Origin of the sequence: Flavobacterium piscisymbiosum, assembly GCF_020905295.1 — a bacterium.
GTDB lineage: Bacteria > Bacteroidota > Bacteroidia > Flavobacteriales > Flavobacteriaceae > Flavobacterium > Flavobacterium piscisymbiosum.
The window spans coordinates 98,769-124,579 of sequence record NZ_JAJJMM010000001.1; the positions used below are offsets into that span (position 1 = coordinate 98,769).

The 25,811-nt window shown below is 33.4% G+C and carries 26 protein-coding genes and 1 riboswitch; of the genes, 16 read left to right on the forward strand and 10 right to left on the reverse strand.

The features are described 5' to 3' along the window. Positions 1–225 precede the first annotated feature (225 nt). Genes LNP81_RS00525 through LNP81_RS00540 form a run of 4 tightly spaced genes read right to left on the reverse strand, consistent with a single transcriptional unit; the run spans position 226 to position 2,948 of the window. Positions 226–621: a VOC family protein gene (locus tag LNP81_RS00525; RefSeq protein WP_230032556.1), complete on the reverse strand. Its 396-nt coding sequence runs from the start codon at positions 619–621 to the stop codon at positions 226–228. A 30-nt stretch (positions 622–651) separates the two neighbouring features. After that, the gene (locus tag LNP81_RS00530; RefSeq protein ID WP_230032559.1) at positions 652–1,200 is read right to left on the reverse strand and encodes an acyl-CoA thioesterase; all 549 of its coding nucleotides are present in this window, start codon (positions 1,198–1,200) and stop codon (positions 652–654) included. A 2-nt stretch (positions 1,201–1,202) separates the two neighbouring features. Further along, on the reverse strand, positions 1,203–1,568 hold the full coding sequence (locus tag LNP81_RS00535) for a 6-phosphogluconate dehydrogenase (RefSeq protein WP_230032561.1): 366 nt from the start codon (positions 1,566–1,568) through the stop codon (positions 1,203–1,205). Positions 1,569–1,574: 6 nt separating this feature from the next. After that, entirely contained in the window at positions 1,575–2,948 is a 1,374-nt protein-coding gene (locus LNP81_RS00540; protein WP_230032565.1) for a DNA recombination protein RmuC, read from the reverse strand. A gap of 212 nt (positions 2,949–3,160) precedes the next feature. Between LNP81_RS00540 and LNP81_RS00545 the strand changes: the two genes are divergently transcribed. Genes LNP81_RS00545 through LNP81_RS00565 form a run of 5 tightly spaced genes read left to right on the forward strand, consistent with a single transcriptional unit; the run spans position 3,161 to position 7,506 of the window. Beyond that, a complete protein-coding gene (locus LNP81_RS00545) occupies positions 3,161–4,045 on the forward strand; it encodes a protease complex subunit PrcB family protein (protein WP_230032568.1) in 885 nt (294 codons plus the stop codon). Positions 4,046–4,051: 6 nt separating this feature from the next. Further along, the gene (locus LNP81_RS00550) at positions 4,052–4,453 is read left to right on the forward strand and encodes a hypothetical protein (protein ID WP_230032571.1); all 402 of its coding nucleotides are present in this window, start codon (positions 4,052–4,054) and stop codon (positions 4,451–4,453) included. 51 nt (positions 4,454–4,504) lie between these two features. After that, positions 4,505–5,056, forward strand: coding sequence for an RNA polymerase sigma factor (locus LNP81_RS00555; protein WP_194616752.1), 552 nt, complete (start codon positions 4,505–4,507; stop codon positions 5,054–5,056). Continuing rightward, positions 5,053–6,930 carry a hypothetical protein gene (locus LNP81_RS00560; protein WP_230032574.1) on the forward strand — a complete coding sequence of 626 codons (1,878 nt, stop codon included), beginning with the start codon at positions 5,053–5,055 and terminating at the stop codon, positions 6,928–6,930. Before LNP81_RS00555 ends, LNP81_RS00560 begins: the two co-directional genes overlap by 4 nt. Positions 6,931–6,984: 54 nt before the next feature. Next, positions 6,985–7,506 carry a MepB family protein gene (locus LNP81_RS00565; protein WP_230032577.1) on the forward strand — a complete coding sequence of 174 codons (522 nt, stop codon included), beginning with the start codon at positions 6,985–6,987 and terminating at the stop codon, positions 7,504–7,506. Between the two features lie 56 nt (positions 7,507–7,562). On the opposite strand, the gene LNP81_RS00570 is transcribed toward LNP81_RS00565, so the two are convergent. The 3 genes from LNP81_RS00570 to LNP81_RS00580 all read right to left on the reverse strand — a co-directional run bounded on the left by LNP81_RS00570 (position 7,563) and on the right by LNP81_RS00580 (position 12,575). Beyond that, positions 7,563–10,988, reverse strand: a complete 3,426-nt coding sequence (locus tag LNP81_RS00570; RefSeq protein ID WP_230032579.1) for a T9SS-dependent choice-of-anchor J family protein — start codon at positions 10,986–10,988, stop codon at positions 7,563–7,565. Between the two features lie 300 nt (positions 10,989–11,288). Then, on the reverse strand, positions 11,289–12,041 hold the full coding sequence (locus LNP81_RS00575) for an SDR family NAD(P)-dependent oxidoreductase (RefSeq protein ID WP_230032582.1): 753 nt from the start codon (positions 12,039–12,041) through the stop codon (positions 11,289–11,291). 162 nt (positions 12,042–12,203) lie between these two features. Continuing rightward, positions 12,204–12,575, reverse strand: coding sequence for a hypothetical protein (locus tag LNP81_RS00580; protein ID WP_230032584.1), 372 nt, complete (start codon positions 12,573–12,575; stop codon positions 12,204–12,206). A gap of 233 nt (positions 12,576–12,808) precedes the next feature. Here LNP81_RS00580 and LNP81_RS00585 point away from each other — a divergent pair, with 233 nt between their 5' ends. The 4 genes from LNP81_RS00585 (at position 12,809) to LNP81_RS00600 (ending at position 14,987) form a co-directional block, all read left to right on the forward strand. Beyond that, positions 12,809–13,387 (forward strand): pseudouridine synthase, encoded by a 579-nt coding sequence (locus LNP81_RS00585; protein ID WP_230032587.1) that lies wholly within the window; start codon positions 12,809–12,811, stop codon positions 13,385–13,387. 67 nt (positions 13,388–13,454) lie between these two features. Then, the gene (locus tag LNP81_RS00590; protein WP_230032589.1) at positions 13,455–13,910 is read left to right on the forward strand and encodes a tRNA (cytidine(34)-2'-O)-methyltransferase; all 456 of its coding nucleotides are present in this window, start codon (positions 13,455–13,457) and stop codon (positions 13,908–13,910) included. 1 nt (position 13,911) lies between these two features. Beyond that, entirely contained in the window at positions 13,912–14,376 is a 465-nt protein-coding gene (locus tag LNP81_RS00595; protein WP_230032591.1) for a hypothetical protein, read from the forward strand. A gap of 131 nt (positions 14,377–14,507) precedes the next feature. Further along, positions 14,508–14,987 carry a hypothetical protein gene (locus tag LNP81_RS00600; protein WP_230032594.1) on the forward strand — a complete coding sequence of 160 codons (480 nt, stop codon included), beginning with the start codon at positions 14,508–14,510 and terminating at the stop codon, positions 14,985–14,987. Between the two features lie 239 nt (positions 14,988–15,226). Here the strand turns inward: LNP81_RS00600 and LNP81_RS00605 are convergent, their stop codons facing one another. The 3 genes from LNP81_RS00605 to LNP81_RS00615 form a co-directional block, all read right to left on the reverse strand. Next, a complete protein-coding gene (locus LNP81_RS00605) occupies positions 15,227–16,003 on the reverse strand; it encodes an ABC transporter ATP-binding protein (RefSeq protein ID WP_230032597.1) in 777 nt (258 codons plus the stop codon). Positions 16,004–16,131: 128 nt separating this feature from the next. Further along, a complete protein-coding gene (locus LNP81_RS00610; RefSeq protein ID WP_230040843.1) occupies positions 16,132–17,100 on the reverse strand; it encodes an iron ABC transporter permease in 969 nt (322 codons plus the stop codon). A gap of 65 nt (positions 17,101–17,165) precedes the next feature. Next, on the reverse strand, positions 17,166–18,308 hold the full coding sequence (locus tag LNP81_RS00615) for an ABC transporter substrate-binding protein (protein WP_230032602.1): 1,143 nt from the start codon (positions 18,306–18,308) through the stop codon (positions 17,166–17,168). Positions 18,309–18,481: 173 nt separating this feature from the next. On the opposite strand from LNP81_RS00615, the gene LNP81_RS00620 reads away from it, so the two are divergent. From LNP81_RS00620 to LNP81_RS00650, 7 genes are all read left to right on the forward strand, one after another. Continuing rightward, entirely contained in the window at positions 18,482–18,844 is a 363-nt protein-coding gene (locus LNP81_RS00620; protein WP_230032611.1) for a C1orf53 family protein, read from the forward strand. A gap of 186 nt (positions 18,845–19,030) precedes the next feature. After that, positions 19,031–19,540 carry a bifunctional adenosylcobinamide kinase/adenosylcobinamide-phosphate guanylyltransferase gene (gene cobU, locus LNP81_RS00625; RefSeq protein ID WP_230032613.1) on the forward strand — a complete coding sequence of 170 codons (510 nt, stop codon included), beginning with the start codon at positions 19,031–19,033 and terminating at the stop codon, positions 19,538–19,540. A gap of 199 nt (positions 19,541–19,739) precedes the next feature. Beyond that, positions 19,740–21,419 (forward strand): nicotinate-nucleotide--dimethylbenzimidazole phosphoribosyltransferase, encoded by a 1,680-nt coding sequence (gene cobT / locus LNP81_RS00630; RefSeq protein WP_230032615.1) that lies wholly within the window; start codon positions 19,740–19,742, stop codon positions 21,417–21,419. A gap of 44 nt (positions 21,420–21,463) precedes the next feature. After that, positions 21,464–21,895, forward strand: a complete 432-nt coding sequence (gene tnpA, locus LNP81_RS00635; protein ID WP_230032620.1) for an IS200/IS605 family transposase — start codon at positions 21,464–21,466, stop codon at positions 21,893–21,895. Between the two features lie 432 nt (positions 21,896–22,327). Next, positions 22,328–23,125: an adenosylcobinamide-GDP ribazoletransferase gene (locus tag LNP81_RS00640; RefSeq protein WP_230032623.1), complete on the forward strand. Its 798-nt coding sequence runs from the start codon at positions 22,328–22,330 to the stop codon at positions 23,123–23,125. Continuing rightward, the gene (gene cobC / locus LNP81_RS00645) at positions 23,110–23,643 is read left to right on the forward strand and encodes an alpha-ribazole phosphatase (RefSeq protein ID WP_230032626.1); all 534 of its coding nucleotides are present in this window, start codon (positions 23,110–23,112) and stop codon (positions 23,641–23,643) included. Before LNP81_RS00640 ends, cobC begins: the two co-directional genes overlap by 16 nt. Before the next feature lie 66 nt (positions 23,644–23,709). Then, a riboswitch (cobalamin riboswitch) is annotated at positions 23,710–23,917 on the forward strand. A gap of 27 nt (positions 23,918–23,944) precedes the next feature. Further along, entirely contained in the window at positions 23,945–25,807 is a 1,863-nt protein-coding gene (locus tag LNP81_RS00650; protein ID WP_230032628.1) for a TonB-dependent receptor plug domain-containing protein, read from the forward strand. Positions 25,808–25,811 lie beyond the last annotated feature (4 nt).

Here is a 25,811-nt window from a genome sequence, read left to right on the forward strand (position 1 = left end):
CCGCAAAGTTCACAAAGAATTACGCAAAGTTTTGTGAATTACGCTTTGCTCTAAGATCACAAAGGGATTGTGTTTAACGCATAACTTAATGACATTGCCCTACGCGACATACTCTGTGTTCTACAATTTTATTCTACCAATATATAATCTCTAGAAGATATTCTGTTAGGAATTAAATATTGGTAGAGAAAAAAAATAATTTCGTTTTCAATAATAACAAAATTTCTACCCCTGCACTTCTGTACAAATCTCAATTAAAAAACCATCGACATCTCTTACATACGCTACAATTTGGCCCCACGGTTTTTGCGTTGGTTCTTTTACTAAAATGGCGCCAAAAGAAGTTGCTTTTTGTACCAATTCGCCAACATTATCTGTGATAAAACCCAACTCAATTGCAAAAGGTTTATCTTCAAGATTACTTTCGATAAAACCATCTTTTAAATTTTGAGCGGCTAATTTTTTTGATGCAAATGAAATCGTTGTTTCACCAGTAATTAATTCTCCGTAATCATTTTCTGGTGTTACAAATTTTCTTGAAAAACCAAATGCGTTTTCATAAAACTCAATTGACTTTTGTACATCTTCTACATATAATATTGTGTATCCAAACTTTACCATATTCTTTATTTTTAAATGGAGAGAATTATTCTAGCTAATTTCTAATAATACATTGTATTTTGCTAAACCTGCGAGATCTTCGATAGAACTTACATTGGTTACTTTTTCATGTTCTTCTACTTCTTTTCGAAGTTCAATATGTTTAATTGCCTTTCTAAAACGACGCACTTCGTCAAGATTCGACAAGATTAATCCTGGTACCGGAACACTTTTACCATCTTTATCTTTAGCAACCATTGTAAAATAAGAGGAGTTACAATGTTTAATTGCGCCTGTCTGAATATTTTCGGCTTCAACACGAATACCTACAACCATTGAACTTCGACCTACATAATTTACAGAAGCTTTCATTGTTACTAATTCGCCAACCTCAATTGGTTTTAAAAAATTCACTGTATCCACAGAAGCCGTTACGCAATAATTTCCTGAAAATTTTGAGGCAGAAGCAAAAGCAATCTGATCGAGCAATTGCAGAATATAACCTCCATGGATTTTACCGCTAAAGTTCGTGTGCGATGGCAGCATTAATTCTGAAATACTAATTTTTGATGAGGATACCGGCTTAAAGTCTGTTATCATATTTATTTATATTTAAATGGGGAGTTTTCTTTTTGAATAGCGGTGATAAAAAAATGGGAATCTCCCCACCAGCTAAACGTTCTATAGCGTTCTACGTAAGTCAATTTTACATATTGTCCTTGTAGATTATTCAATTGATCTATTACTTCTTTATCACTGTCTAAAACCGAAAAACTAAAAATTTGCGATCCTGAAACGCCCTGACTTAATTCGCCTTCCCAGGTTTTCATTACTACTCCTTTATGGCTCATCCTGATCAACTCGCCTGAACGGTATCCTTCGCTGTAAGGAACATAATAAATAAAGGCAAAATAAGCTGTAAAAGCCAATACACAAATTGCTGCGATAATGATTAGAATTCTTTTCATAAAATCTTAGTTTAAAGATTGATTTTCGTCTGTGTTTGCAGCTCTGGCAACTATATTTTCCGGAAGCGATTTCTTGGCCTTCGCTCCCATTTTTTTAAGTCTTTCTACACTCGAAATTAAGTTTCCTTTACCGTCGACAAGTTTATTCATCGCATTTTCGTATTCGGTTTTAGTATCTTTAATTTTGTTTCCAATTCTCACTAAATCACCAACAAAACCTTCGAATTTATCATATAATGCTCCGGCTTGTCTGGCAATTTCAAAAGCATTTTCCTGTTGCTTCTGGTTCGCCCACATACTGTCTATGGTTCTTAAAGTAGCCAGTAAAGTACTTGGGGTTACAATTACAATATTACGATCGAATGCTTTGTTATAAAGTGCCGAATCTTCGTTTAATGCAATGGCAAAAGCTGGTTCTATTGGGATAAAAAGCAAAACAAAATCCGGACTTTCTATTTGGTACAAATCATGGTAATTTTTATTGCCGAGTTGTTCTACGTGTCTTCTTATAGAATTTACGTGTTCTTTTAGAAAATCAATCTTCAGTATTTCAGACTCTTCGTTGATCCATCTTTCATAGGCTACCAAAGAAACTTTAGAATCTACAATCATTTTTTTACCATCTGGCAGATTGATCACAACATCAGGAAAAACACGATTTCCTTCGTTATTGGTAAAACTCTGCTGTACTTCGTATTCACGTCCTTTTTCTAAACCTGATTTTTCTAAAACACGTTCCAGAACCAGTTCGCCCCAATTTCCCTGCATTTTACTATCTCCTTTAAGAGCTTTAGTCAGGTTTAAGGTTTCTTTGCTCATTTGAGCGTTCATCTCACTTAAACCGACAATCTGCTGACGAAGTGCTGCATGATAATCGATACTTTCTTTGTGGGTCTGTTCTACTTTTTGCTCGAAACCCTGAATTTTATCCTGCAAAGGCAACAGGATATTTTTCATGTTTTCGCTATTTTGTTCGGTAAATTTTGCCGATTTTTCTTCGAGGATTTTATTAGCCAGATTTTCAAATTCTTTGGTAAATTTTTCCTGTAACTCCGTTATCTCGTTTTTTTGTTCTTTATGGCGTTCCCACAAATTTTCGAAATCTACTTCTTTCTTAGAAAGCTGAATCGCTAAACTGTCTTTTTCTGTTCGAATGTTTTCCTTTTCGGCAGCAACTAAGTGAATCTGTTTTTCGAAATTATTTCTTTCTCTTTCAAATTGTTCTTTTTGCAATTGCAATTGATTTATAGCAGCACTTAATCGCTCTTCGAGACTGATTTTCTCTGATTGAAATCGAGCCGAAAACAACAACTTACCCATAAATATGCCTAAAAACAAAGCGACAACAAAAGCGACCAAATAGGGAAGAAAATCGACCATAACTAAATTTATTTTATAAAAAAGTAAAAGTAATCAATAATACGAAGTGCTTAATTTTTAAAATCGAAATTTCACATTTTAATGCCCAGTCTGAATTTAAAAAACATTTAGAAAATTATTCACATTAAAAAAAACTAAAAAAAACTTTTATTCAACGCAACCATTTCAAAACAAGCACATCTACAGTATATATAACCTATTAAAAATTTATCATGAAAAAATTAATGTTAAGCTTGTTTATAGCTTTTGGATTCAGTGCTTGCTCTCTTAATAATGACGATATAAAAGCAGATTGCGGGCCAACAGAAGAATCAGCATTTATAGGAACTCCTCTTTTATGTGCGTACAATGTAAAAACTTACCCAACTGTTCCCACATATATATTAGTAAATACAGATGAGAAATTACAAAGTTTCTTTACTAAGCGTGATAACGCAAGCACTTGTCCAAATGCAGGTGATCTAACTGTAGATTTTACTAAAAACTATTTGGTTGGTCTTTTCTCTGGTCTTAAAACTACAACTGGTTATGGTATAAAAATAACGAGTATGGTAGAAAACAAATGCGAAATTCTGATTACTTATTATGAAAAAGCACCTCAACCTGGAGAGCCTATTTCTTCGACAGTAAACTATCCTAGCGATTTTATCTTAATTCCAAAAACTTCAAAACCAATTCTTTTTAGTAAAACGAATGAGAACCCTGATAACATTGTAATAGGAAGTTATTTTAATCAATGTACAGGTGGAACTGATTGCAGAAAATTTTATCAATTGAATGATTATAATATCCTGAAATTCCAAAATGTTGCTGCTAATGGTTTTGATTTCAATCAATACAAATACACAACAACAAACAAAAAAGGTGATTATACATTGTTCTTAAAAAGTGTACCTGCAGAAATTTTAAGTTTAAAAGGACAAACGAAAACTTATGGTGCGCCAGATGCAGCTGATCAGGGTGGCACTTATTTCGAGCTTCGTCAGGCAGGAATTGTAACTAAGATTTTTATTGACAATACTGACACTGCAGATCAGAGTGCAGAAATAAAAACTTTCAAAAAAGCGATACAGGATAAAATTGCGGCTCAAAAATAATCGATCATGAAAAAGCAATTCTTATTACTTATTATAGTGTGTTGCCTTTTTTCAACGGCTTACTCGCTGGAATCAACAACCCTGAACTCCGGATCTATCGTGAATACCTGGATCTGGCAAAAATCGATTGGCGGAAGCAGCAACCCATACACGGCGACTCCTAAAACCATCGGATTTACAAAGAAGGTTGTTTTTACTCCTGACGGAAGAGTGATCACTTACAAAAACAATGTAGAAATTAGAAATAGTGCTTATCAAATAGAAAAAGGCAGCAGCTTTTTCGACCAGTCAGAAAATGACTTAATTACTTTTGAAGGGAAGACTTATATCATAGAAAGTCTTGACAATCAAAATTTAACGATTGTTAGCAATAACCAGGATGCAGCCCGTACTATTTTTAAAAGGTAGTTTTATAAGCTTATAAAAACTATTTTTGCAAAACCAAACAATACCACTTTTTTGAAAGACGATTTAGAAAAATACATTCTACTGTGCATAAAAAATGACAGAGAGGGACAACTGAAAATTTATCAGTTGTTCTCTCCTGTTTTATATGGTATTTGCCTAAAGTATATGAAAAACGAAGATGATGCAAAAGATGTTTTTCAGGAAGCTTTTGTTATCGTATTTCAAAAAATAAGTCAATATAAATTTGAAGGGAGTTTTGAAGGCTGGCTAAAACGCATCTTCATTAACAAACTAATCGAAACCTTAAATAAAAAGAAAAAAGAAAGTTTCTTTTTGGATGTTTTTGATCCTGATACGGATTTTGTGGAGGAAGAAGAATTAGACATTGCTCCTATTGAACAAGAAAAACTATTAGAATATATCCGGGATTTACCTGATCAATACCGAACGGTTTTTAACTTATATGTTTTTGAAAAAATGAAACATCGGGAAATTGCAGAATTATTAAAAATTTCGGAAGGAACGTCAAAATCAAATTTAAACAGGGCCAAGCACATTTTGCAAAAAAGAATACTGAGCATAAAAAATTTTAAAATAGCATGAAAAAGCAAAATATAGAAGATATTTTTTCATCAATGGAAGACTTTTCGAGTGTTCCGCCTCCTGAATTATGGGGCGAAATTGAGAAGAAATTAGACAAACCAAAAAAGAAGAAAAGGGTTATTCTTTGGTGGTCGGCTGCGGCATGCTTATTATTAGGCTTGCTACTCCCTTCTGTTTTACATTTTAATTCGACTTCAGGAATTAAAACGATACAAATCGATTCTCAGCAAAATAATAGCGTTGTTCTTGATGAGAAAAAAAATGACACAAACACAAACAGAACAATCTCTACTGAGGAAAACAAATCAGGAAAAGCTGTTACCGAAAAAGAATCTGATATTATTAATGACGTTTCATCTATAAAAAACAAGGCGAATCAACCTGAAAATTCTCAAAAAAATAAAAATCAAAAAACAGCGGTTGCTCATACAGAATCTAAAAAGAGTAATAGTGGCGATTTAAATTCAAATACTGAAAAACCAAATAATAATAATAATAATAATAATAATACGGCTGTAGCCGAAAAAACTTTTGTTACGGATCACAAAAACGGATTTAATTCAGATTCGCAGCACCAAGTGGCGAATGCCGATAAAAATGTTTCAAATCAGGCAATACAAGAAAAAACTACTGTTTCAGGAAAAATAGGGTTATTTAATCCAAATTCGAAAATTCAGCCTTTAACAGATAAGAAATTTTCGAACAAAACTTTGGCTGAAAAAGCTTTGGCTACAAGTAAAACAAATGGATTTAATTCAGCTTCTAAAAATCAGATCGCCAATGCAGATAAAAAGGCCAGCAATAAGATTTTAGCCGAAAAAACATTTTCTGCAGGTAAGGTCAATCCGTTTAATCCAAGTTCAAAAAATCAATTATCGAAATCTATTTTTGAAGATAAATACACTTCAAATAATAATGTTGCTCTTAATTCTTCCTTTTTAAATGAAAACAAAAAAGATTTAAATGGAATTAAATCAAATGAACAAACCGGAAATTTAATCTCTGAAAAGCAACTGGCAGGCAATCAAAAGAGCAATTCAAAATTTAATGATGTTTTGAGCAGGAAAGATTCTGTTCAGTTAGCAGAACTTCAGAATTTAGAAAAAGGCATTATAACTCCGGAAGAGAAAAAAGAAAAGGAAAGCAAAAAGCTGAACGATGCCGAAAAATGGGCTGTTGAAGTTTTTGCAGGAGTTGCCAGTTCTGAAAATTACAAGAACGAAAAAACGCTTGGTAATACAAATGATTCCAGACAAAGTAATAGTTACGGTGTAAAAACCAAATACAAAATCAACAAGAAATGGGCGGTTGCTTCTGGATTAAAAATTAACGAATTAGGACAAAGTGTTGCCAATGTTTCGTATTTAAGTGCAAAAAACAATGCTTTTTTTAGCTCTAGTGACTATTTTAATCAAAGTGCTTCAGCAGCTTTATCGGCGCCTATTACAGCCAATGATAATTATGTATTTGTTCCCAACACCACTAGTGACGCATTCAAGCAAAATAACATCGAAAATAATAATCTTAAAAATGGTAATCTGGATCAAAATTTACGATATCTAGAAATGCCTTTAGAAGTTTCGTATGTTGTTTTTAGTCTGAACAGAGCAAGTATCAATTTAAATACAGGTGGTTTTGTGGGGAAACTGATTTCTAATAATGTGGCATTAGATGGTAATTCAATTGGTCAGAACGTAAATGCAAATGACTATGTTTATGGTTCTACATTAAGTAGTACACTACAATATCGTGTTTATAAGAAAACAAACATTTTTGTTGAACCTGCAATGAATTATTATATAAATCCGTTAAGTAATCAGTCTTTTAATCAATTTCAATGGGGATTAAATTTTGGGTTGAATGTTTCTTTTTAAAGTTCTTTTTGTGGTAATTTTACCCGAATAACCCAATAAAAAATTTCGACTAAAATGACAATCAAAAACAATTGGAAGGATCTAAAATCTATACCTAAAGATCTTATTATTGCCAAAGAACTGGTTTATGATTGTTGCGATTTTGAAATTACATTACCTCAACCTGAAAATGAGAGCGCTGATTATGACGCCTATCGTTTTTATTTAAACCAAAAGAACATTTGTTATCGAACGGCAAAAATTACCCCAACAAAAACAGGGCAATTTGTAACGTTGTGGAAACGGAATAATAGCGGAATTATCGAACCTTTTGATGCTTCAGACCCAATAGATTTTGTGATTGTAAGCGTTCGAAAGGATGATTTATATGGACAATTTATTTTTCCGAAAAGTATTTTATTGGTAAAAGGAATCTTTTCGACAGCAACTAAAGAAGGCAAAAGAGCTACAAGGGTTTATCCGCCTTGGGATGAAACCACAAGCAAACAGGCACAAAAAACGCAACAATGGCAGTTGGATTTTTTTTATACAATTTCTCCTGACATCGACTTGAATAAATTCAGAGGATTATTCTAAAAACAAAAAGGCATTCACTGTTGTTGTGAATGCCTTTTTTATAATTTAAATTACTCTTATTTTTTTATAACCTTACCTTTGTAAACAACTTTATTGTTCTCTGTTAAGGTATAAAAATAAATTCCGGATTGTAAATAACTTACCGGAATAGCGGTTGTACTCAAATCTTGTGTTGCATTTATTTCTACAGAATTTCCGATTAAATGACCTGAAATATCATAAAATTTTAATTTTAGTTTTCTGTTATCATTGGTTTTCACTTCAACATTTACAACATCTGTCGCAGGATTTGGGTATGCTTTTACCAGATATCCGTTTTTCAGTTCATAATCAATTGTAGACAAGTTTCCTGTTAATTGAAAACGTGCTATTACTGGTCCATGATCTGATGTTGTTGTGGTATAATTTGCAATATCCGTACGTGGATCATAAACTGCAATTGAATTTTGAATATACTGATCATTCAATTCATTAGAAATCGTGATATGGTCTAAAAACCCTCCCGAACTCAGGAAACTATAAGCACCTGCCTTACTAATTTCTAAAGTAAGTGCGGTATAATTTGCGGTATCATCTACAAACATCTTATACGACGAAGGATTTGGAGTAATAACTGATGCTTTGACATCATCATTATAATCTCCTAAAATAATTAAATTAGAATTTGCATAATATTGATCTAAACTATCTTTTAAGACCTGAGAATCATATTTACGCTGGTTGTATTTACTAATATCAGTTCCGCTGTTGGCACGTGCATGAAGATCGACTAAATTAAGCAGTTTTTTTGTTCCGCCAATATTTGTTTCTATTTGTACCATATAAGGTAAACGTCCGGATGAAAAGAAACTTGAACCATTACCTCCCGGATAATTTGCTAAACTTTTTGTACCTGCACGAACTTCATCATACAAATCTTTGAACATTACTTTTGTAGCTTTGATAGTAGCAGTTTGTGTATTATAAAGAACTACTAATTTTTGCGGAGGAAAACTAGGATCTGCAGTTGAATCCCATGAATAGGACCAGGATGTCGAAATTGTTTTATCGAAGGTCTTACCATTTATATTTATTTTTTGAATTAAAGCATCAATTTGAGCATCACTGGAAACTTCCTGAACCACATATACATCAGCATTTAATTTATTCATGACTTTCGCCACGTTTTCAAGTTGTATCGTTTTGTCTGCGGGCCCATAAGCCGCCGTTGGGGCTCCGAAAAATTCTAAATTATAAGTAACCACATCAAAAGTATCTTCTTGTGGTAATGAAGATCCTGTCAAAAACCCAATTTTCTTGTTTAAAGAAGTTCCTGCTACCGTTAATGCTCCCGAAATTGCAAATGTTTTTACAGAAGGTACAAATCTTGCATAAATTGTTTTGGTTGCTAACGCATCTGCCGAAGTAACAAAAACGCTAGATTGAAACGAAACATTATCCAGCGACAATTGATAATCTGCCGGCGCTGTTACTGTGATATCGCCATAATTTTCAGCCTTAAGTGTAAATGACTGACTCGCAGAAGTATTTCCCTGATTTACTATTCCAAAATTTAAATTAGGATTCGAATCAACATAACCTATTTCATTGGTAATGGCAAAATCATCTATAGACCATTCTGCTGCATTATTTGTTCCTCCGGCTGTTGTTACATAAACCCACGCCAAATAAGTGTTGTTGGTTTTATAAGCATCTAATTTGATGTATTGAGATTGAAAATACGATCCTGTTGTTGTTGGAAATTTACCATCTAATTCTGTCCAGGTAGCTGTTTCAGGATTGCTTTTCCCATCGTAATTAGTAGAAACCATCAATTTTAAATCGCTTCCTGCGTAGAACTTGCGGGAATAAAACGAAAGCAAAGCCATTTTATCAAATTTGGCTGCATTGTCTAAACGTAATCTTGGCGAAATCAACCAGTCTTTGCTGGCTCCTGTATCAGAATATCCGTTCATTAACACTGCACCTGTTCCTGAGTTTACGTTTCTTGCCACTGTTGTTGTACTCCATTTATTTAATGGTCCTGCTACATCATATTGCGTCCAGGTACCATTAGTAAGGACATTTGAACTGTTAAAACCTTCCACATACGGATTAGTTCCTATTCCTGTAAGCGTAACTATTTTTGTTGCACCTCCGGTAATTTCATGTGTAATTTGTCCTGAAAAACTTTCAGCCGCAGTTGGAGTAAATCGAACATAGACAGTTGGCGTGGCATTAGAAGCAAAATCTGTTGCAGCATATAGTATCGATGTGGCAAAATTGTTTCCGTCTTTCGAAACTGTAAAATTTCCTGTAGCACTTACCGTAACGTCTGTTGAAATATTTTCTCCCTGAATCTGGTAACTTAAATTATCCGAATTATAATCTTGTTCTACTAATCCAAGGTCAAGAGAAGCAACTGTTGTTGCCAGAGATGGTACTAATACACTTGCAGTAGTCACATCTGTTTTAGTTAATTTTTCCTGAATATTATTGAAGGGATCTTCAGAAACAGAAAAAACAGAATAGGCAGTATTTAAACTTAATCCTGTAAAGCTTTTTACATATTCCAGAGAAGCATTTGTAATGTCAAGAAATCCAGATTGTAATGCTGCAATTCCGTTTGAATCCTGACCTGCTTTTACTTGTGCAATTGTTGGAGCTGTACTTCCGCCTGGTAGTAAAACATAATAAGTCTTACCTATCTCGTCGATTTTATTTACAAAATCAAATCCTTGTCCCAAAATAGCAGCTGCTTTTGGGTAGCCAGTTTCATTAATAGGGGCAGTATCATCTCTTCCAACTATTATATTATCAATTGCAAAAGAAGGACGTGAACCTCCTCCTGATTCCTGTCTTGAAATCCATCTTATTTGAACTAATGGTTTATTTTCGCACTCAACCGGTAATATAATTTTTTTTGTTTCCAGTTTTTGATCTTTTACACCACTTAACTGATTTTCGGTATTATTTCTATAAGCTGTTGCATCTAGCGTAACAAAAGCAGTATTATCTCCAATTCTATATTGCAAAACCATTTCATTAATCCTGCTATTAGTCGTTTTTGGAGGAATATCATAAGGATTTCTAATCGTTATTGCATCATACTGAACCGGTATGGCAGTTTTACCAATAGTTGAAAAAGCAAAACCAAGTGTAAGATTGAGGCCGCTTGTATTTAGAAAACCAATTTTACCATCATAGTTATAAAAACTACCAGCAGTATTCGCAGCATCTTTACCAGCTATTATGGTTCCGTTAGCTGTTAGAGTAGCATCAGTAACATATGAGGTTTGACCTGAAGTATTACCACCCGCAACCCATCCCTGAAAACCAGGCAAAAAGCTTGTACCATCTATTGGCCAGGTACTAAAATCTTGTTTATAAGGCAATTTTACAATTGGATCAGGCATTATAATCTGCGCAAAAAGATTTCCTGAACAGCAACAACAAAAAATTAAAAGTGCCATGAGGTGGCGTACAGAGTAGATTTTTTTCATACGTTGAATAATAGAGTTTTTAGAAATCAAATTTATATCCTTTAAAGTTAACAGAATATTGTTAAACCTTAAACTTATTGTATCCAAATTTATAAACATATACTAATTAAATTCATCTTTAAATCAAAATAGTTAAACATTTACTACACAAATACTGACATTACAAAATTATATGTTATTGAAAGAATTTACTTTAAACAATTATTTTAACAAGACAAAGCCTTCTTTTTAACTATTGTTCAAATAAAAAAGCTACCTCAAACTGAGATAGCTTTTCGTCATATTATATCGAAAGAAGTATTAAATTGCTGTATATCCACCATCGGCAATGATGTAACTTCCGGTTGTGAAAGAAGATTTTTCTGAACTTAGAAATACCACTAACTCTGCAATTTCTTCTGATGTACCTAAGCGGTTCATTGGGGCTTTTGCTGCTATGGCAGTCATCATGTCTTTATTTAAATTGTCCTTTAGCAGAGCCGTTTCTATATAACCCGGCCCAACAGCATTACAACGAATGTTTTTTTGTGCATATTCAGCCGCAATATTTTTGGTTAACCCCACAACACCATGTTTAGATGCTGTATAAGCAGGACTTAACGGAGCTGCAACCTGACCGTGAATAGACGCAATATTTACAATACTTCCACCACCGTTTTTTTCCATTTGTTCTAACTGGTAACGACAGGCGTAAAAAACTCCGCTTAGATTCAGCGCAATTACTTTATCCCAGGCTTCCGGTTCGTATTCTCCTGTTGGTTTTGCCGGGCCTCCCATTCCTGCATTGTTACACGCAATATCAAGTCGGCCGTATTTAGAAACCGCTACTTCAACCATGTGTTTGTTATCGGCAGCACTTGATGAATCTCCTTTTACAAAAAAAGCTTCTCCACCTTTGTCCTTTATAAATTTTACGGTTTCTTCTCCGTGTTCTACGTTAATATCTGAAAGTACTACTTTTGCTCCTTCTCGAGCGTAAGCTCCTGCCACTGCGCGTCCAATTCCTGAACCACCACCGGACACAAAAGCTACTTTGTTTTCTAAAAGTGCCATTTTTAATTTATTTAAAATTTGTACTACAATTTACGAAGATCTAAAGGGACAACCAATCTCAAAACCAAGTTTAGAATAACATTAACGCCGTTTGCCAATCAAATGTTATTTAAGAAAAAAAGAACCAATTTCAGCAAAATATTTAGTATTTAAAGAGAGAGTTTACTCTTCATCTAATTTCATGTTTCCTCGATCTTCATGACTTTCGGGATTAGAATTAGGATAACGATTTGGTGTTATATCAGAATTTCGGTCTTTATTCTCTACCGTTTTTTTTGCCTCTTCATCTGATGACACTCCTCTATTGGCATTAGCACCTTTAGATTTTCCATCATCCTTTACTTCTTTAATATCTTCGTTTTCATTTCGCGCTCTGTCCACCACTTTTTCATCCCCATCTTTATCGGCAACTACCTCTTTTTTAAGTTTTGGATCATCTGATTTTCCATCATGAGAAATGTTTTTTCCTTTAGTTTCATCTATATCTTTTTGTACTCCATTTATCTTTTTCGTTCCTAAATTATTAGTTTCCATAATTTTGTATTTTAGTGTTAGTCTTATAATATTACGAATTCTTAGCCTGAAAAGTAAGTCCTTTAACATTGCTTTTGGTTTATTTAATGAGATAATTAGAGAATATGTCAATTAGAAAATTAGATAATTTCATCTCTAAGTGAATTATCTCATTGACATATTTTCTAATTGTCAAATTCTCTGATTGGAATTCTTCTAAAACAAAAACTATCTTTGCAGTCTAAAAATACAGCATGCATCAACATTTTATTCTTTTTAAACCTTACGGCTATCTGAGTCAATTTATTTATGAATTAAAAAGAAAGAAAAAGCTTTTGGGAGAATTATACAATTTCCCCGAAGGAACTATGGCTATTGGCAGGCTTGACGAAGATTCTGAAGGATTGCTTTTATTGACAACTGACGGAAAAGTGAGCGAACAAATAAGAAGCAAAAAAGTCGACAAAGAATATTATGTTCAGGTTGACGGTGTTATTACTCCGGAAGCGATTGAGGAATTGCAAAAAGGTGTAGAAATTGGTTTTGATGGCGGCAAATACAAAACAAAACCCTGCTCTGCTTTTATCGTTACTGAAATTCCTGATTTTGGGCCAAGAGCAAAAAAAATAAGAGACGAACGTCATGGACCAACTTCTTGGGCATCGATAACAGTAAATGAAGGAAAGTTTCGTCAGGTTCGAAAAATGACAGCTGCTGTTGGTTTTCCGACTTTAAGATTGGTTCGTGTTCGTATAGGAAATGTATATTTGCAAAACCTGAAAGCCGGTGACGTTTTAGAAGTTCCGGATTTTAAATTAGATAATGTTAATTAGATAATGTGTCAATTAGATAATTATTAAAAACTCACAATTCATAACTCATAACTCATAACTAAAAAAAATGCTAAACGTTGTTCTTGTAGAACCTGAAATACCAAATAATACTGGAAATATTGGACGATTGTGTGTGGGTACTGAAAGTAGATTACACTTAATTCATCCTTTTGGATTTGTGATTAATGATAAAAACCTAAAACGTTCCGGTTTGGATTATTGGGTACATCTTGACGTTACCGAATATCAAAGCATTGACGAATGGATTCAGCAAATTCCGGATCAGTCACGTGTTTTCCTGATGAGTTCTCATGCTGAAAAGTCATATCTTGAAACTGATTTTCAGGATGGAGACTGGTTGGTTTTTGGAAAAGAAAGTGTTGGATTAAGACAAGAAGTTTTAGCCCGTTTTGAAAATCATTTAACGATCCCGATGTCGAAATTAATCAGAAGTTTTAATATCGCGAATTCTGTCGCTTTTGTAGTTGGAGAAGCTAAGAGACAAATTGGGTTGAAGATTTAAAATGAGATCAATCATTGATAAAAATAATCCCGGCAACTCAGAAGAAACTCTGATTTACATTTCGAAAATAAATATTGTATGGAAAATATGTATGTTGATTGCTACTGTGATTGTTTTCATCTGTAATTCAGAATGCAAAGAAGTAGTACTAATTCTTTTAGCATTCGGTATTTTTCTATTGCAAATTTATTTTTTAGTTAAATCTATAAAGAGAATTGATGAGATTCAATTTAGAATTAATTCTAAGGGAATTCAATATAAAGATCTCCCTTTAGTTCCCTGGAATAATATCGAAAACGAAAGAGCCGTAACGGAATATACAAGTGATGATAATAGTAATAACTATTTTATTTACCATATCATCGATTCAGGAAAGGTGATGCGATTTAATCTTAGAAAATTCAATATTAGTAAGAGAGAACTTCAACTAGCACTTATGAGACAGAGAAATAGTTTTAATACATAAAATAATATTTTATAAATCTGAAATCTTTTAACGATCCTAATGTCGAAATTAATCAGAAGTTTTAATATTGCTAATTCGGTGGCTTTTGTGGTTGGTGAGGCAAAGAGACAAACTTGGAATAAAACTTTAAAATGAGACCTTTAATAGACGCAAATAATCTAAGTTATTCTAAAGAAATCTTAATTTACTACACAAGAACAAATATTCTTTTGAGGATATTGCTTTTAATAGGACTTGTTGTGGCTGCAATATATTTTCTAAATCAGGACCAATCACTTGTATCACTTATACTTTCAGGTATTTTTCTATTTCAAATTCCTTATTTAATTAAAGAAATAAAGAGAATTGATGAAATTCAATTCAGAATTAATTCTAAAGGAATTCAGTATAGAAATTTAATTCTGGTTCCCTGGAGTAATATTGAAAACGAAAGAGTCGTTACTGAACATAAAAACGAAAAAGATACCCGTTATTATTTCGTTTATTATATTATAGATTCAGGTCAGGTAATGAAATTTGATCTTGCCGATTTAAGCACTGACATCAATGAATTAACAATTACGCTTACCATACAAAGAAATAGATATAAGAAAGAAAATAATATTTTATAATCTTCCTTTTCAAAATGGAGCAAAGTTTTAAATTAATTTAAAAATTTGGTCACAAGCTTCAGCGGAGCGTAATATTTATAGCTAGAGTATTGACCCTCAACCAAAGCTCCCGCGGAGCGATATCTGAAATATTCATTTTAAACAGATAAATATTTCACCTAAAATGCGATAACTTTTTCTATAAATATAACGTCCCGCCGGGACTTATAAATAATGCGATTTTTAACTTATGAATAATCCTAAGTAATTACAAACTTCCCTTTTTCAGCATCAAAAACAATATGTTCATCTTTGAACAAATTGGCAAAACTTCCGTTTGAAATTAAATTACAAGGTTCGTCCTGAACAATTAATTCCGGTGTCATAATAATCATTTCGTCACTTAACTGAATAGCCAGATCGATATCATGAGTCGAAAACAAAATACATTTTTGAGTTTCCTGAGTTAGTTTTTTCAACAATTTGAATAATGAAACTTTATGCAGTAAATCAAGATGTGTTGTAGGTTCATCCAGAATAATAAGCGGTGTATCTTGTGCCAAAGCTCTTGCAATTAGGACTTTTTGCAATTGTCCATCGCTAATTTCGAAATGTTTTTTTTGAGCCAAATGTTCGATTTGTGTCAGTTCTAATGCTTCCTGAACTTTCTCGATATCGCTTTGGGTTAAAGTGCCAATCCAGTTGGTGTATGGCTGACGGCCTAATGCCACTAATTCGAAAACAGAAAGATTGCTTGGCGGTAATTTTTCGGTTAAAACCAAACTTAGATTTTGAGCTAAATCCAGAGGTTTGTAACTGTTTATATTTTTATCGTTCAGAAAAACAGTTCCTGATAATGGTTCGTGAATTCCTGTAATCGTTCGTAATAAAGTCGATTTCCCAATTCCGTTTGCTCCTATTAATGAAATGAGTTTCCCTGAAGTTAAATTCAAATTCAAATTCTCGGCAATAACCACAGTTGCTTTCTTGGACTTATAGCCAATGCTTAAATTTGAAGTTTCTAAAATAGTTGTCATCTTTTAAAGTTACTAAGGTTCTGAGATGCTAAGTTGCTAAGTTTTTTTTGCCACAGATTAAATGATTAAAATGATTTTAAAATCTGTGCAAATCAGTTTTATCCGTCGAATCTGTGGGCCCATACGAGCTATTGAAAATTTCTTTTTCTCATTAATAAATATACTACGACCGGTGCACCAATTATAGATGTAATGGCATTAATAGGCAATGTTGTGTCTAATCCCGGTAATTGTGAGGCAATATCACAAAATAGCATAATAATACCCCCGTAAAAAAAAGTACTCCAATACAAAACGGCGTGATTACTGGTTTGAAATGTTAGTTTTGCAATATGCGGAACTGCTAATCCTATAAACGCTATTGGGCCTGCAAATGCGGTAACACTTCCTGCCAAAATACTTGTGGCGAATATGATAATGAGTCTTGCTTTTTTATAATTCAATCCCATGCTTTTAGCATAATTTTCGCCAAGAAGCAATGCATTTAAAGGTTTAATACTGCTGGCACTTAAAAGTAATCCAAAACCAACACAAACTGCAAGAACAGAAAGTGATGTCCAAGAAAGATTTCCGAGGCTTCCTAACGACCAAAAAGTAAATTTTTGCAATTGTTCTGCCGAACTAAAATAAGTTAAAACACCCACAATAGCACTCGTAAAACTACCAAACATAAGCCCTACAATTAAAATTGCCATTGTGTTTCGTAATCGTTGTGCTACTAACAAAACCAGCATTAAAACCAAGACACTTCCTAATGTTGAGGCAAACACGATTCCGTATGGCGATAATAAAATTACGTTTAAAAATGATGGTAAAAAACCTGCTCCTAAAATAACAATTGCAACTGCCAGTATTGCGCCGGAACTTAATCCTAAAACATCCGGACCCGCCAACGGATTTCGAAATAAGGTTTGCATTAAAAGTCCGCTAATAGACAATCCCACACCAACCAAAACGGCTGTAATTGCTTTTGGCAAACGATAATTAATAATGATATATTCCCAGGTCGATTTACTGGCCTGGCCGCCTGTTAAACTTGTATATACATCTTTGAAAGGGATAGTAACAGAACCTAAACTTATGTCCAAAAAAAACATGAATAAAAGTACTAAACCAAGTACCAAAAACAGGATTATATTTCTCTTTTTATTGATCAATACGCTTAGTTTAGTTTTGATGCAAAAGTAAATTCGTAGCTAGGCAATAAGTCAGGATGAAATATTTTGATATAATCTTTCAATACTAAATCCGGGCGGCTTGGTGCCAATTCATAATAAACGGTTCCACCGGTTGCTCCTACTTTACCTTCGAAAGTATAAATATTTTTATTTTTAAAAGCATCAAACTGACTGTAATGCGGATTTGTTTTTCCGAATTCGTCTAAGGTTTTAAATGATCCTGAAGCAATCCAGAAATCAGCTGCTTTGGCTTTTACCAATATTTTTTCAAAAGATAAACCTTCGCTTCCCGTTCCTTTTAAATCTGCCCATAAATAATTGGCATGAGCGTCTGCCATAAATTGTGCTACCCAGCTATTTCCTTTGGCTACATACCAAACATCCTGATACATAGAACCGTATAAAACAGTTGAGATTGCAGGTTTATCAGCTACTAATTTTTTAGCCTGATCGTAACTTGTAACAATTTTATCAAACAATTCTTTGGCTTTATCTTCTTTACCAAATAAAGCTCCGTACAGCTTGATCCATTCTGCTTTTCCAAGCGGAGACTGCTCCATCCAGTCGGCTTGAATTAAAACATTTAAGCCACTTTTTTTCAAATTATCCAACGCTGAATTGTTGTTGTCTACACCAAAAGTTACAATAAGATCCGGAGACAACTCGATTAATTGCTCGATATTTAATTTTTCGTTTTCACCTACATTTTTAACTGATCCTTTATCGATTAAAACTCTGGTTTTTTCAGATGAAACATAATCAGTATGAGGAAAACCTATCAATTTATCTTCGACTTCCAGCATTTCAAGAAACGGAATATTAGTAGTTGAAGTTACCACCACAGATTCTAAAGGCACTTTTATTGTAGTATATTTTTGTAAGCTATCCGGAACTTTAGCTTCTTTTTCTTTTAGAACATAAGTAAATTTTGCATTGGCATTTGGCCAAGGATCAGAAACTGTTACAACTGAATATCCGTCGTGTTTTACAATAGAAAGTCCCGATGCGTATTCGATACTATTTTTTGCAATTTCAGTTTTTACAACGGCTTCTGTTTCATTTTTTTTACATCCAACAAGAATGAAAAATGGTAAAATAAAAATCAGTTTTGGTAATAAATGTTTCATATATGGGTTATCTTATTTTTTGAGGAATAGTTTTTGCATTCTGCATTTTATCTCGTAATGTAAACTATTACAAGATAAATTTTACTCTTTCGAGAGTTACAAAGGTAACGCAATTTCTATTTTTTTTGTTTACCTTTATTCTTACAAAACCAAAAAAATACCATATTTAACCTATGAATAGCATAAAAACAAAAATTTGCTCTAGCTGCGAATCCTCTTTTAGTTGTGGAGATATTTCAGAAGAAAGCAAGTGTTGGTGCAATGACTTCCCTCCTATTTTTAACCTTTCTGAAGGAGGCGATTGCCTATGTCCGATTTGCTTTAAAGAAGCTTGCGAAGACAAAATTGATGCTTATGTAGAAACAATGACACCTCAAAAAGCGCTTATAAACAAAGCGACAGCCTTACCCAAACAAGAAAAGCTGATTGAAGGAATCGATTATTATATAGAAAATGGCAATTATGTTTTTAAAGCCTGGTTTCACCTAAAAAGAGGAACTTGCTGCGGAAACGACTGTAAACATTGTCCTTATTAGTTATGAGTTATTAATTATGAGTTATAAGTTTATAGCTGTTTTTTACACGACTGACTTTTGCGTTAGGGATAGAAGCGATATCCTTTTATTTTTTTCCTTTAAAAAAAATAAAAGATAAAGCGGATAGCCCGACCGAAGGGAACGCCATAATAATTCACATTTCACAACTAACAATTCACAAAAAAAATGATTTACCTAATTACCGGAGGCGAACGATCAGGAAAAAGCAGTTATGCCCAAAACATGGCTTTACAACTTACAGATTCACCAATTTATGTAGCAACAGCCAGAAAATGGGATGCCGATTTCCAGAATAGAATCGACCGTCATCAACAAGAACGTGATGAACGATGGACGAATATTGAAGAGGAAAAATACTTGAGTAAAATTGATTTTACCGAAAAAATAGCACTGATTGATTGCGTGACACTCTGGCTAACCAACTTTTTTACCGATCATAACTTTGATGTGAATTTGAGTTTGGAAGAAGCTAAAAAAGAGTTTCTTTCGATCGCCAATCAAAAAAATGCTACACTGATTATTGTGACCAACGAAATTGGAATGGGCGTTCATGCCGAAACTCATATTGGCAGAAAATTTACCGAATTGCAAGGCTGGATGAATCAGTTTCTGGCTTCGAATGCTGATGAGGTGGTTTTGATGGTTTCAGGAATTCCGGTTAAGATAAAAGGCTGACAATTGCAAAAATTAATATCAATGACAATTGCAATGTCAAAAATCCAAAACTTCAAATTTCAATTTTTAAATTCCAAATTCCAACCTTATACTTTATCTTTACTTTAATCTTTAAATTTTCAAATTGCAATTGATTTTTGCAATTGATATTGCTATTGAATTGTAATTTGGAATTTAAAAATTGTAATTTGAAGAATTTATGAGCTACTTAGATGATATTTTAAAATCGCGCAGAGACACCCGACATTTTACTGCAGATGAAGTTCCTGATGAAGTGATTGAGAAAGCTTTACAAGCCGGACATTGGGCGCCATCTGTTGGATTGACAGATGCTACGCGCTATTTTATTATTAAGTCTGATGAAGTTAAAACGGCTGTAAAAAATCTGTTTTTAGATTACAATAAAAAGGCTGAAGAACTTACCGATAATCCCGAACAAAAAGAGCATTACAAATCGTTGAAGCTTGAAGCAATCGAAGAAGCGCCAATTGGACTTATTATTGCGTATGATCGATCGGTTCTAAATCAGTTTACGATTGGGACTGTGGGCAGTAACGAAGCGGTAAAATTTAGTTCGGTTTGTGCGGCGCAGAATATCTGGCTTTCGCTCACGGAACAAGGTTACGGCATGGGTTGGGTTTCGATTTTAGATTATTATCAGTTCAAAAAGATTCTTGATTTACCTGAAAATATAGAGCCTTTGGGTTATTTCTGTATTGGAAAACCCGCAACCAATTACGACAACCAACCAATGTTGCAACAATTGCATTGGAAACAAAAATCTGAAGCTCCGGTTTGTACCGAAATTAAAAACGTTACTAAAAATTCTATTGTAGATTTTAATCTAAAAGTTAAAAAATCGGCTGAACCAAAACCTGATTTCAGTAGACTTTTACAGGAAAAAATAGATTCTAAAACCAAACCTATTGGGTCTTTAGGAACTTTGGAAAAACTGGCTTTTCAGATGGCAACGGTTTTTGAAACTCTGAATCCGAAAATAACAAATCCTAATATAATAGTTTTTGCAGCTGATCACGGTATTGCGAATCATGGTGTGAGCGCTTATCCGCAAGATGTTACGCGACAAATGGTAGGTAATTTTCTGGAAGGCGGTGCAGCAATAAATGTATTTTGTAATCAAAATGATATTCGGTTATCGATTGTAGATGCCGGGGTAAATTATGATTTCCCCACAAATGCGAATTTGATTCATGCCAAAATTGCAAAAGGAACGCAGTCGTTTTTACACATTCCTGCCATGAGCGAAACCGAATTGCAATTGTGTTTCGAAAAAGGAAAATCGATTGTTGAAGGCATTGCTAAAACTGGATCTAATTGCATTGGCTTTGGCGAAATGGGAATTGGAAATACTTCTACAGCTTCGGTTTTAATGAGTCTTTTAACGGGTTTACCTATCGAAGATTGTGTTGGAAAAGGAACGGGAATTGAAGATAAAAAATTAACTGAAAAACAAAACATTCTAAAAAAAGCGATTGAAAATTATTCCGGTCAAGCCGAATTAAAACAACAGCTCGCCTATTTTGGAGGTTTTGAAATTATACAAATCGCCAGCGGAATGTTGACTGCTTTTGATAATAAAATGCTGATTTTGGTTGATGGTTTTATTTGCAGCGTCGCCTTTTTGATTGCTGCAAAAATAAATCCTGACATTAAAAACAATGCCGTTTTCTGTCATTGTTCTGCCGAGAAAGCCCACCAAAAGCTTCTTGATCATTTAGATGCAAAACCTATTTTAAATCTGGATTTGCGTTTGGGAGAAGGAACAGGTTGTGCGATTGCTTTCCCTGTTTTAAAATCGGCTGAAACTTTTTTGAATGATATGGCAAGTTTTGAAAGTGCTGGCATTAGTAGGAAGTAATTTTAGTGGCATTTTCTCGTTAAGTAAGAAAAAACATTATAATTATGCCATTAATAAAAGTGTACATCCATTTTGTTTGGGGTACAAAGAACAGATTTCCATTTTTAGATTCATTAGAATTAAGACAAAAAGTTTGGAATCATATTAGAGAGAACGCAAAAGAAAAAGGAATTTATGTTGATTTTATAAATGGATATTCAGATCATTGCCATTGTCTAATTTCTTTAGGAGTTGATCAAAATATTCAAAAAATAATACAATTACTTAAGGGCGAATCTTCATTTTGGATTAATAAAAATAAATTGACAAAAGAAAAATTTGAGTGGCAAGATGAATATTTTGCGGTTTCAGTTTCAGAATCTTTAGTAGATAAAGTAAGGGATTATATTAAAAATCAAGAAAGTCATCATAAGAAAAAAACTTTTCAGGAAGAGTACAACGAGATTATTAGAAAATTTGGATTTCAAAAACAATAAATAAAATTTGGCTAAAGCCTTTTTAACTTTAAATATATACCCCCAGATGAATCTGGGGGCTATTCAAAAAAAAACGCATTAATATTAATAATGAAAATATCAGCAATCTAAATTGAATAGACAACATCTTTAGATGTTGGTTACATAATATTGATAATCAAAATGGCTTTAGCCGAATAACTCTATATCCTATAAATGAAAAAGAATTTATGAAGCTTCAAAAAAAAATAAACAATTAGAATTTGGCTAAAGCCTTTCTAACCCTAAATAGAATAACCCCAGATAAATCTGGGGGCTATTCAAAAAACATATTCGTATATAAGAATAAAATTTTAAAACAATCGAGATTTGAATAGCCAACATCTTTAGATGTTGATTAAATATTAATTGACAAACAAAATGGCTTTAGCCTAATAACTCTACATTTTTTAAATGAAAAAAGAACTACATATTTTTTTTACCTCTTTAATGTTTTACACCAGAATTCCGTGTCCAAAAAACATTGACCATCATCCTGATTATTTAAACAAGGCGACTCGTTATTTTCCTTTAATTGGCTGGATTGTTGGCAGTATTTCTTTTCTGGCTTTTTATCTTTTTTCTCTTTTTCTTTCTGTAGAAACTGCGGTAATTTTTGCCTTAATTATTTCTGTTCTTATCACCGGAGCTTTTCATGAAGATGGTTTTGCAGATGTGTGTGATGGTTTTGGCGGAGGCTGGACCAAAGAAAAAATCCTGATCATTATGAAAGACAGCGCTATTGGTGCTTATGGAGCGATTGGTTTGGTTTTACTTTTTTTATTAAAATTCAAATTACTTTCAGAATCTGTTTCGCTTTTCAAAGGAGATAATTCTATAGCCTTTTTTCAGGTTTTTATTTTATTTGTTTCAGCGCATGCTTTGAGCCGTTTGGCAGCCATCTCTATTATTTTTACGCATGAATATTCGAGAGACGATGCTTCGAGTAAAAGTAAACCTATAGCTAAGAACCATTCCTGGAAAGAAGTTTTTGGTTCGTTTTTCTTCGGATTACTTCCTCTTTTTGTTTTCTCTTATTTTCAACATAAATTCCTTTTGGCTTTAATTCCGGTTTTTATAACGCGATTTTTTCTAGCGCGTTATTTCCAGAAATGGATTGATGGCTACACGGGAGATTGCCTTGGTGCGACACAACAGGTTTGCGAGGTTGTTTATTATTTAAGTATTCTTTTGATATGGAAGTTTATCTAGTTCGCCACACCGAAACGATTTGCGACAAAGGAGTTTGCTACGGACAATCGGATGTGGGTTTAGCAGAACCTTTTGAGTCTGTTTTTGAAAATATTGTTTCGCAATTACCTTCTGAAGCAATAATTTTTTCCAGTCCACTAAAACGTTGTGTGATTTTAGCACAATACATTCAAAATAACATTAAAGCAATTTCATTTGAAAAAGAAGATCGTTTGATGGAAATGAATTTTGGCGATTGGGAAATGAAAAACTGGAATGAAATTTCGCCGGAGCAGCTTAATCCCTGGATGGAGGATTTTGTAAATATTAGCGTTTCCAATGGCGAATCGTTTATAGCATTACACGAACGGGTTGGTGATTTTTTATCTCAAATTTCAAAGGAAATTACAAAACCTATCATTATTGTAGCGCACGCTGGAGTAATTCGCAGCATTTTATGTCATCGTACTTCCCTGTCGCTAAAAGATGCTTTTAATAACAAGGTAGATTTTGGTGAGGTAATAAAAATAGCACTTTAAATACGTTTTGTTTAGAATTTATTCTTAATAGTGAAACAAATTAGAAAATTCGACATTTTTAACTTTATCTTTGCAAATAATTAAGGTTGTGTTATTTCGAAACACATTAAAAGGGAATCAAGTAATAATCAAATCTTGAGCTGTACCCGCAACTGTAAGCTTAGTTCTAAAAAAGAACGATTGTTGTTAACTACAAACCACTGCTCGCCCCCGCGAACGGGAAGGTAAACAACAAGACGCAAGCCAGGAGACCTGCCTTTGTAACCAATATCGAGCTCTCGGGAAAAAGAGTTTAGAAATTATGATTTTGAAAAAACTTTTTGCTTTTTGTTTATTGTTCTTGTGCCAGATTATTGTAGCGCAGAGAGATACTATTAATAACTTAAAAGAAGTTATTGTATCTGATGTTAATCTTAAAAAGTACTCCACATCACAATCGGTTCAAATATTGAATGATTCGGTTATCAATAAAAATGCATCTTCTTTAACATCTCTTTTAAATTACAATACTGTCATTTATTTTAAGGAAAATGGTCTTGGTATGACATCCGGACCTTCTTTTAGAGGAACTACTGCGGCACAAACTGCAGTTATCTGGAATGGTATAAACATTAATTCACAATTTTTAGGTCAGACGGATTTCAATACCGTTGGAACAAGAGATTTTAATTCTATAGCTGTCAAAGCTGGTGGAGGAAGCGTTTTATACGGGAGCAGTGCAATCGGCGGAAGCATTCACCTTAATAATGATTTGAGATTTAAAAATGAATTTTCGAATCAGGTATTTTTTAGCCTGGGAAGTTACAATACTTTGAGTGCCAACTATCGCATTAACGCATCTTCTGATAAATATAGTCTACAGGTAAATATTTCCAGAAATAGCTCTGATAATGATTTTAAGTATCCAGGCACAACAGATCAGAGAAACATAAATGGTGAATATTATAATACCAGCATGAACACCACTTTTGGGTATAAAATAGATGCTAAAAACACCATAAAAGCATACAGCCAGTTTTATGATGCAGAACGTCATTTTTCGTTAATTACACCCACAGAAAGCAAAACAAAATACAACGATTTTAACACCCGAAATTTATTAGAATGGGAAAGTTTATTCAATCGTTTTACATCAAAATTGAAATTGGCGCATATTGGGGAATCGTATAAATATTTTAGCAATATAGATTCTGAACTATTTACATATGGTAAAGTTGAAACTTCTATCATAAAATATGATTTGGCTTTTGATGTAAATGATAAAATCAAACTAAACACTATTGTTGATTACACTCGTAATAAAGGATATGGGTCGAGCATCGATAATGCAAAAAGAGAAGTTGGTTCGGCTAGTTTATTATTGAGTCATTTGGTGACTGACAAATGGGATTATAATGCCAGCATACGTCAGGAAGTAACCGATAATTTTGGAAATCCATTCCTGTTTTCTTTTGGAACACGTTATCAATTCACTGATTTTTATCGTGTGAAATTTAATGCTTCAAAAAATTTCAGAATGCCTACATACAATGATTTGTTTTGGGAAGGAAGCGGTAATCCTGATCTAAGACCTGAAACTTCTTATCAGGCAGAAATTGGCAATGAGTTTTTTACAAAGAATTTTTCTGTTTCACTAACCACCTATTATAATTCCATCAAAGACTTATTACGCTGGGTTCCAACTGAGGGAAGCGGCGGCGCATGGTCACCCGAAAACACAGATAAAGTAAGGGCTTATGGTGCCGAAATAATATTAGAATGGAGACCAAAAATAGGAAACAACCATTTTACGGTTAACGGAACTTACGCTTATACAGTTTCTGAAAGTAAACAATTAATAAAAGGAGAATCTGTTTACAAGCAATTGATTTATGTTCCTTACCATAAACTAACAGGATCTGTTTCTTATAATTGGAAAAAAGTATCTTCTTATTTTCAATATTTATACAACGGAGATGCTTATACAACGCCTTTTAATAATCCTGCAAGTAAAGTAAAAGATTACAATATTGGAAATATTGGTATTGATTACGATTTTGGAAAAAAGAACAGTTATAAACTTGGAATACAGGCTTTAAATATCTGGAATAAAAATTACCAACCCGTTGCCAGCAGACAAATGCCGGGAAGAAATTATACAATATACATAAACCTTAATTTTTAAATAC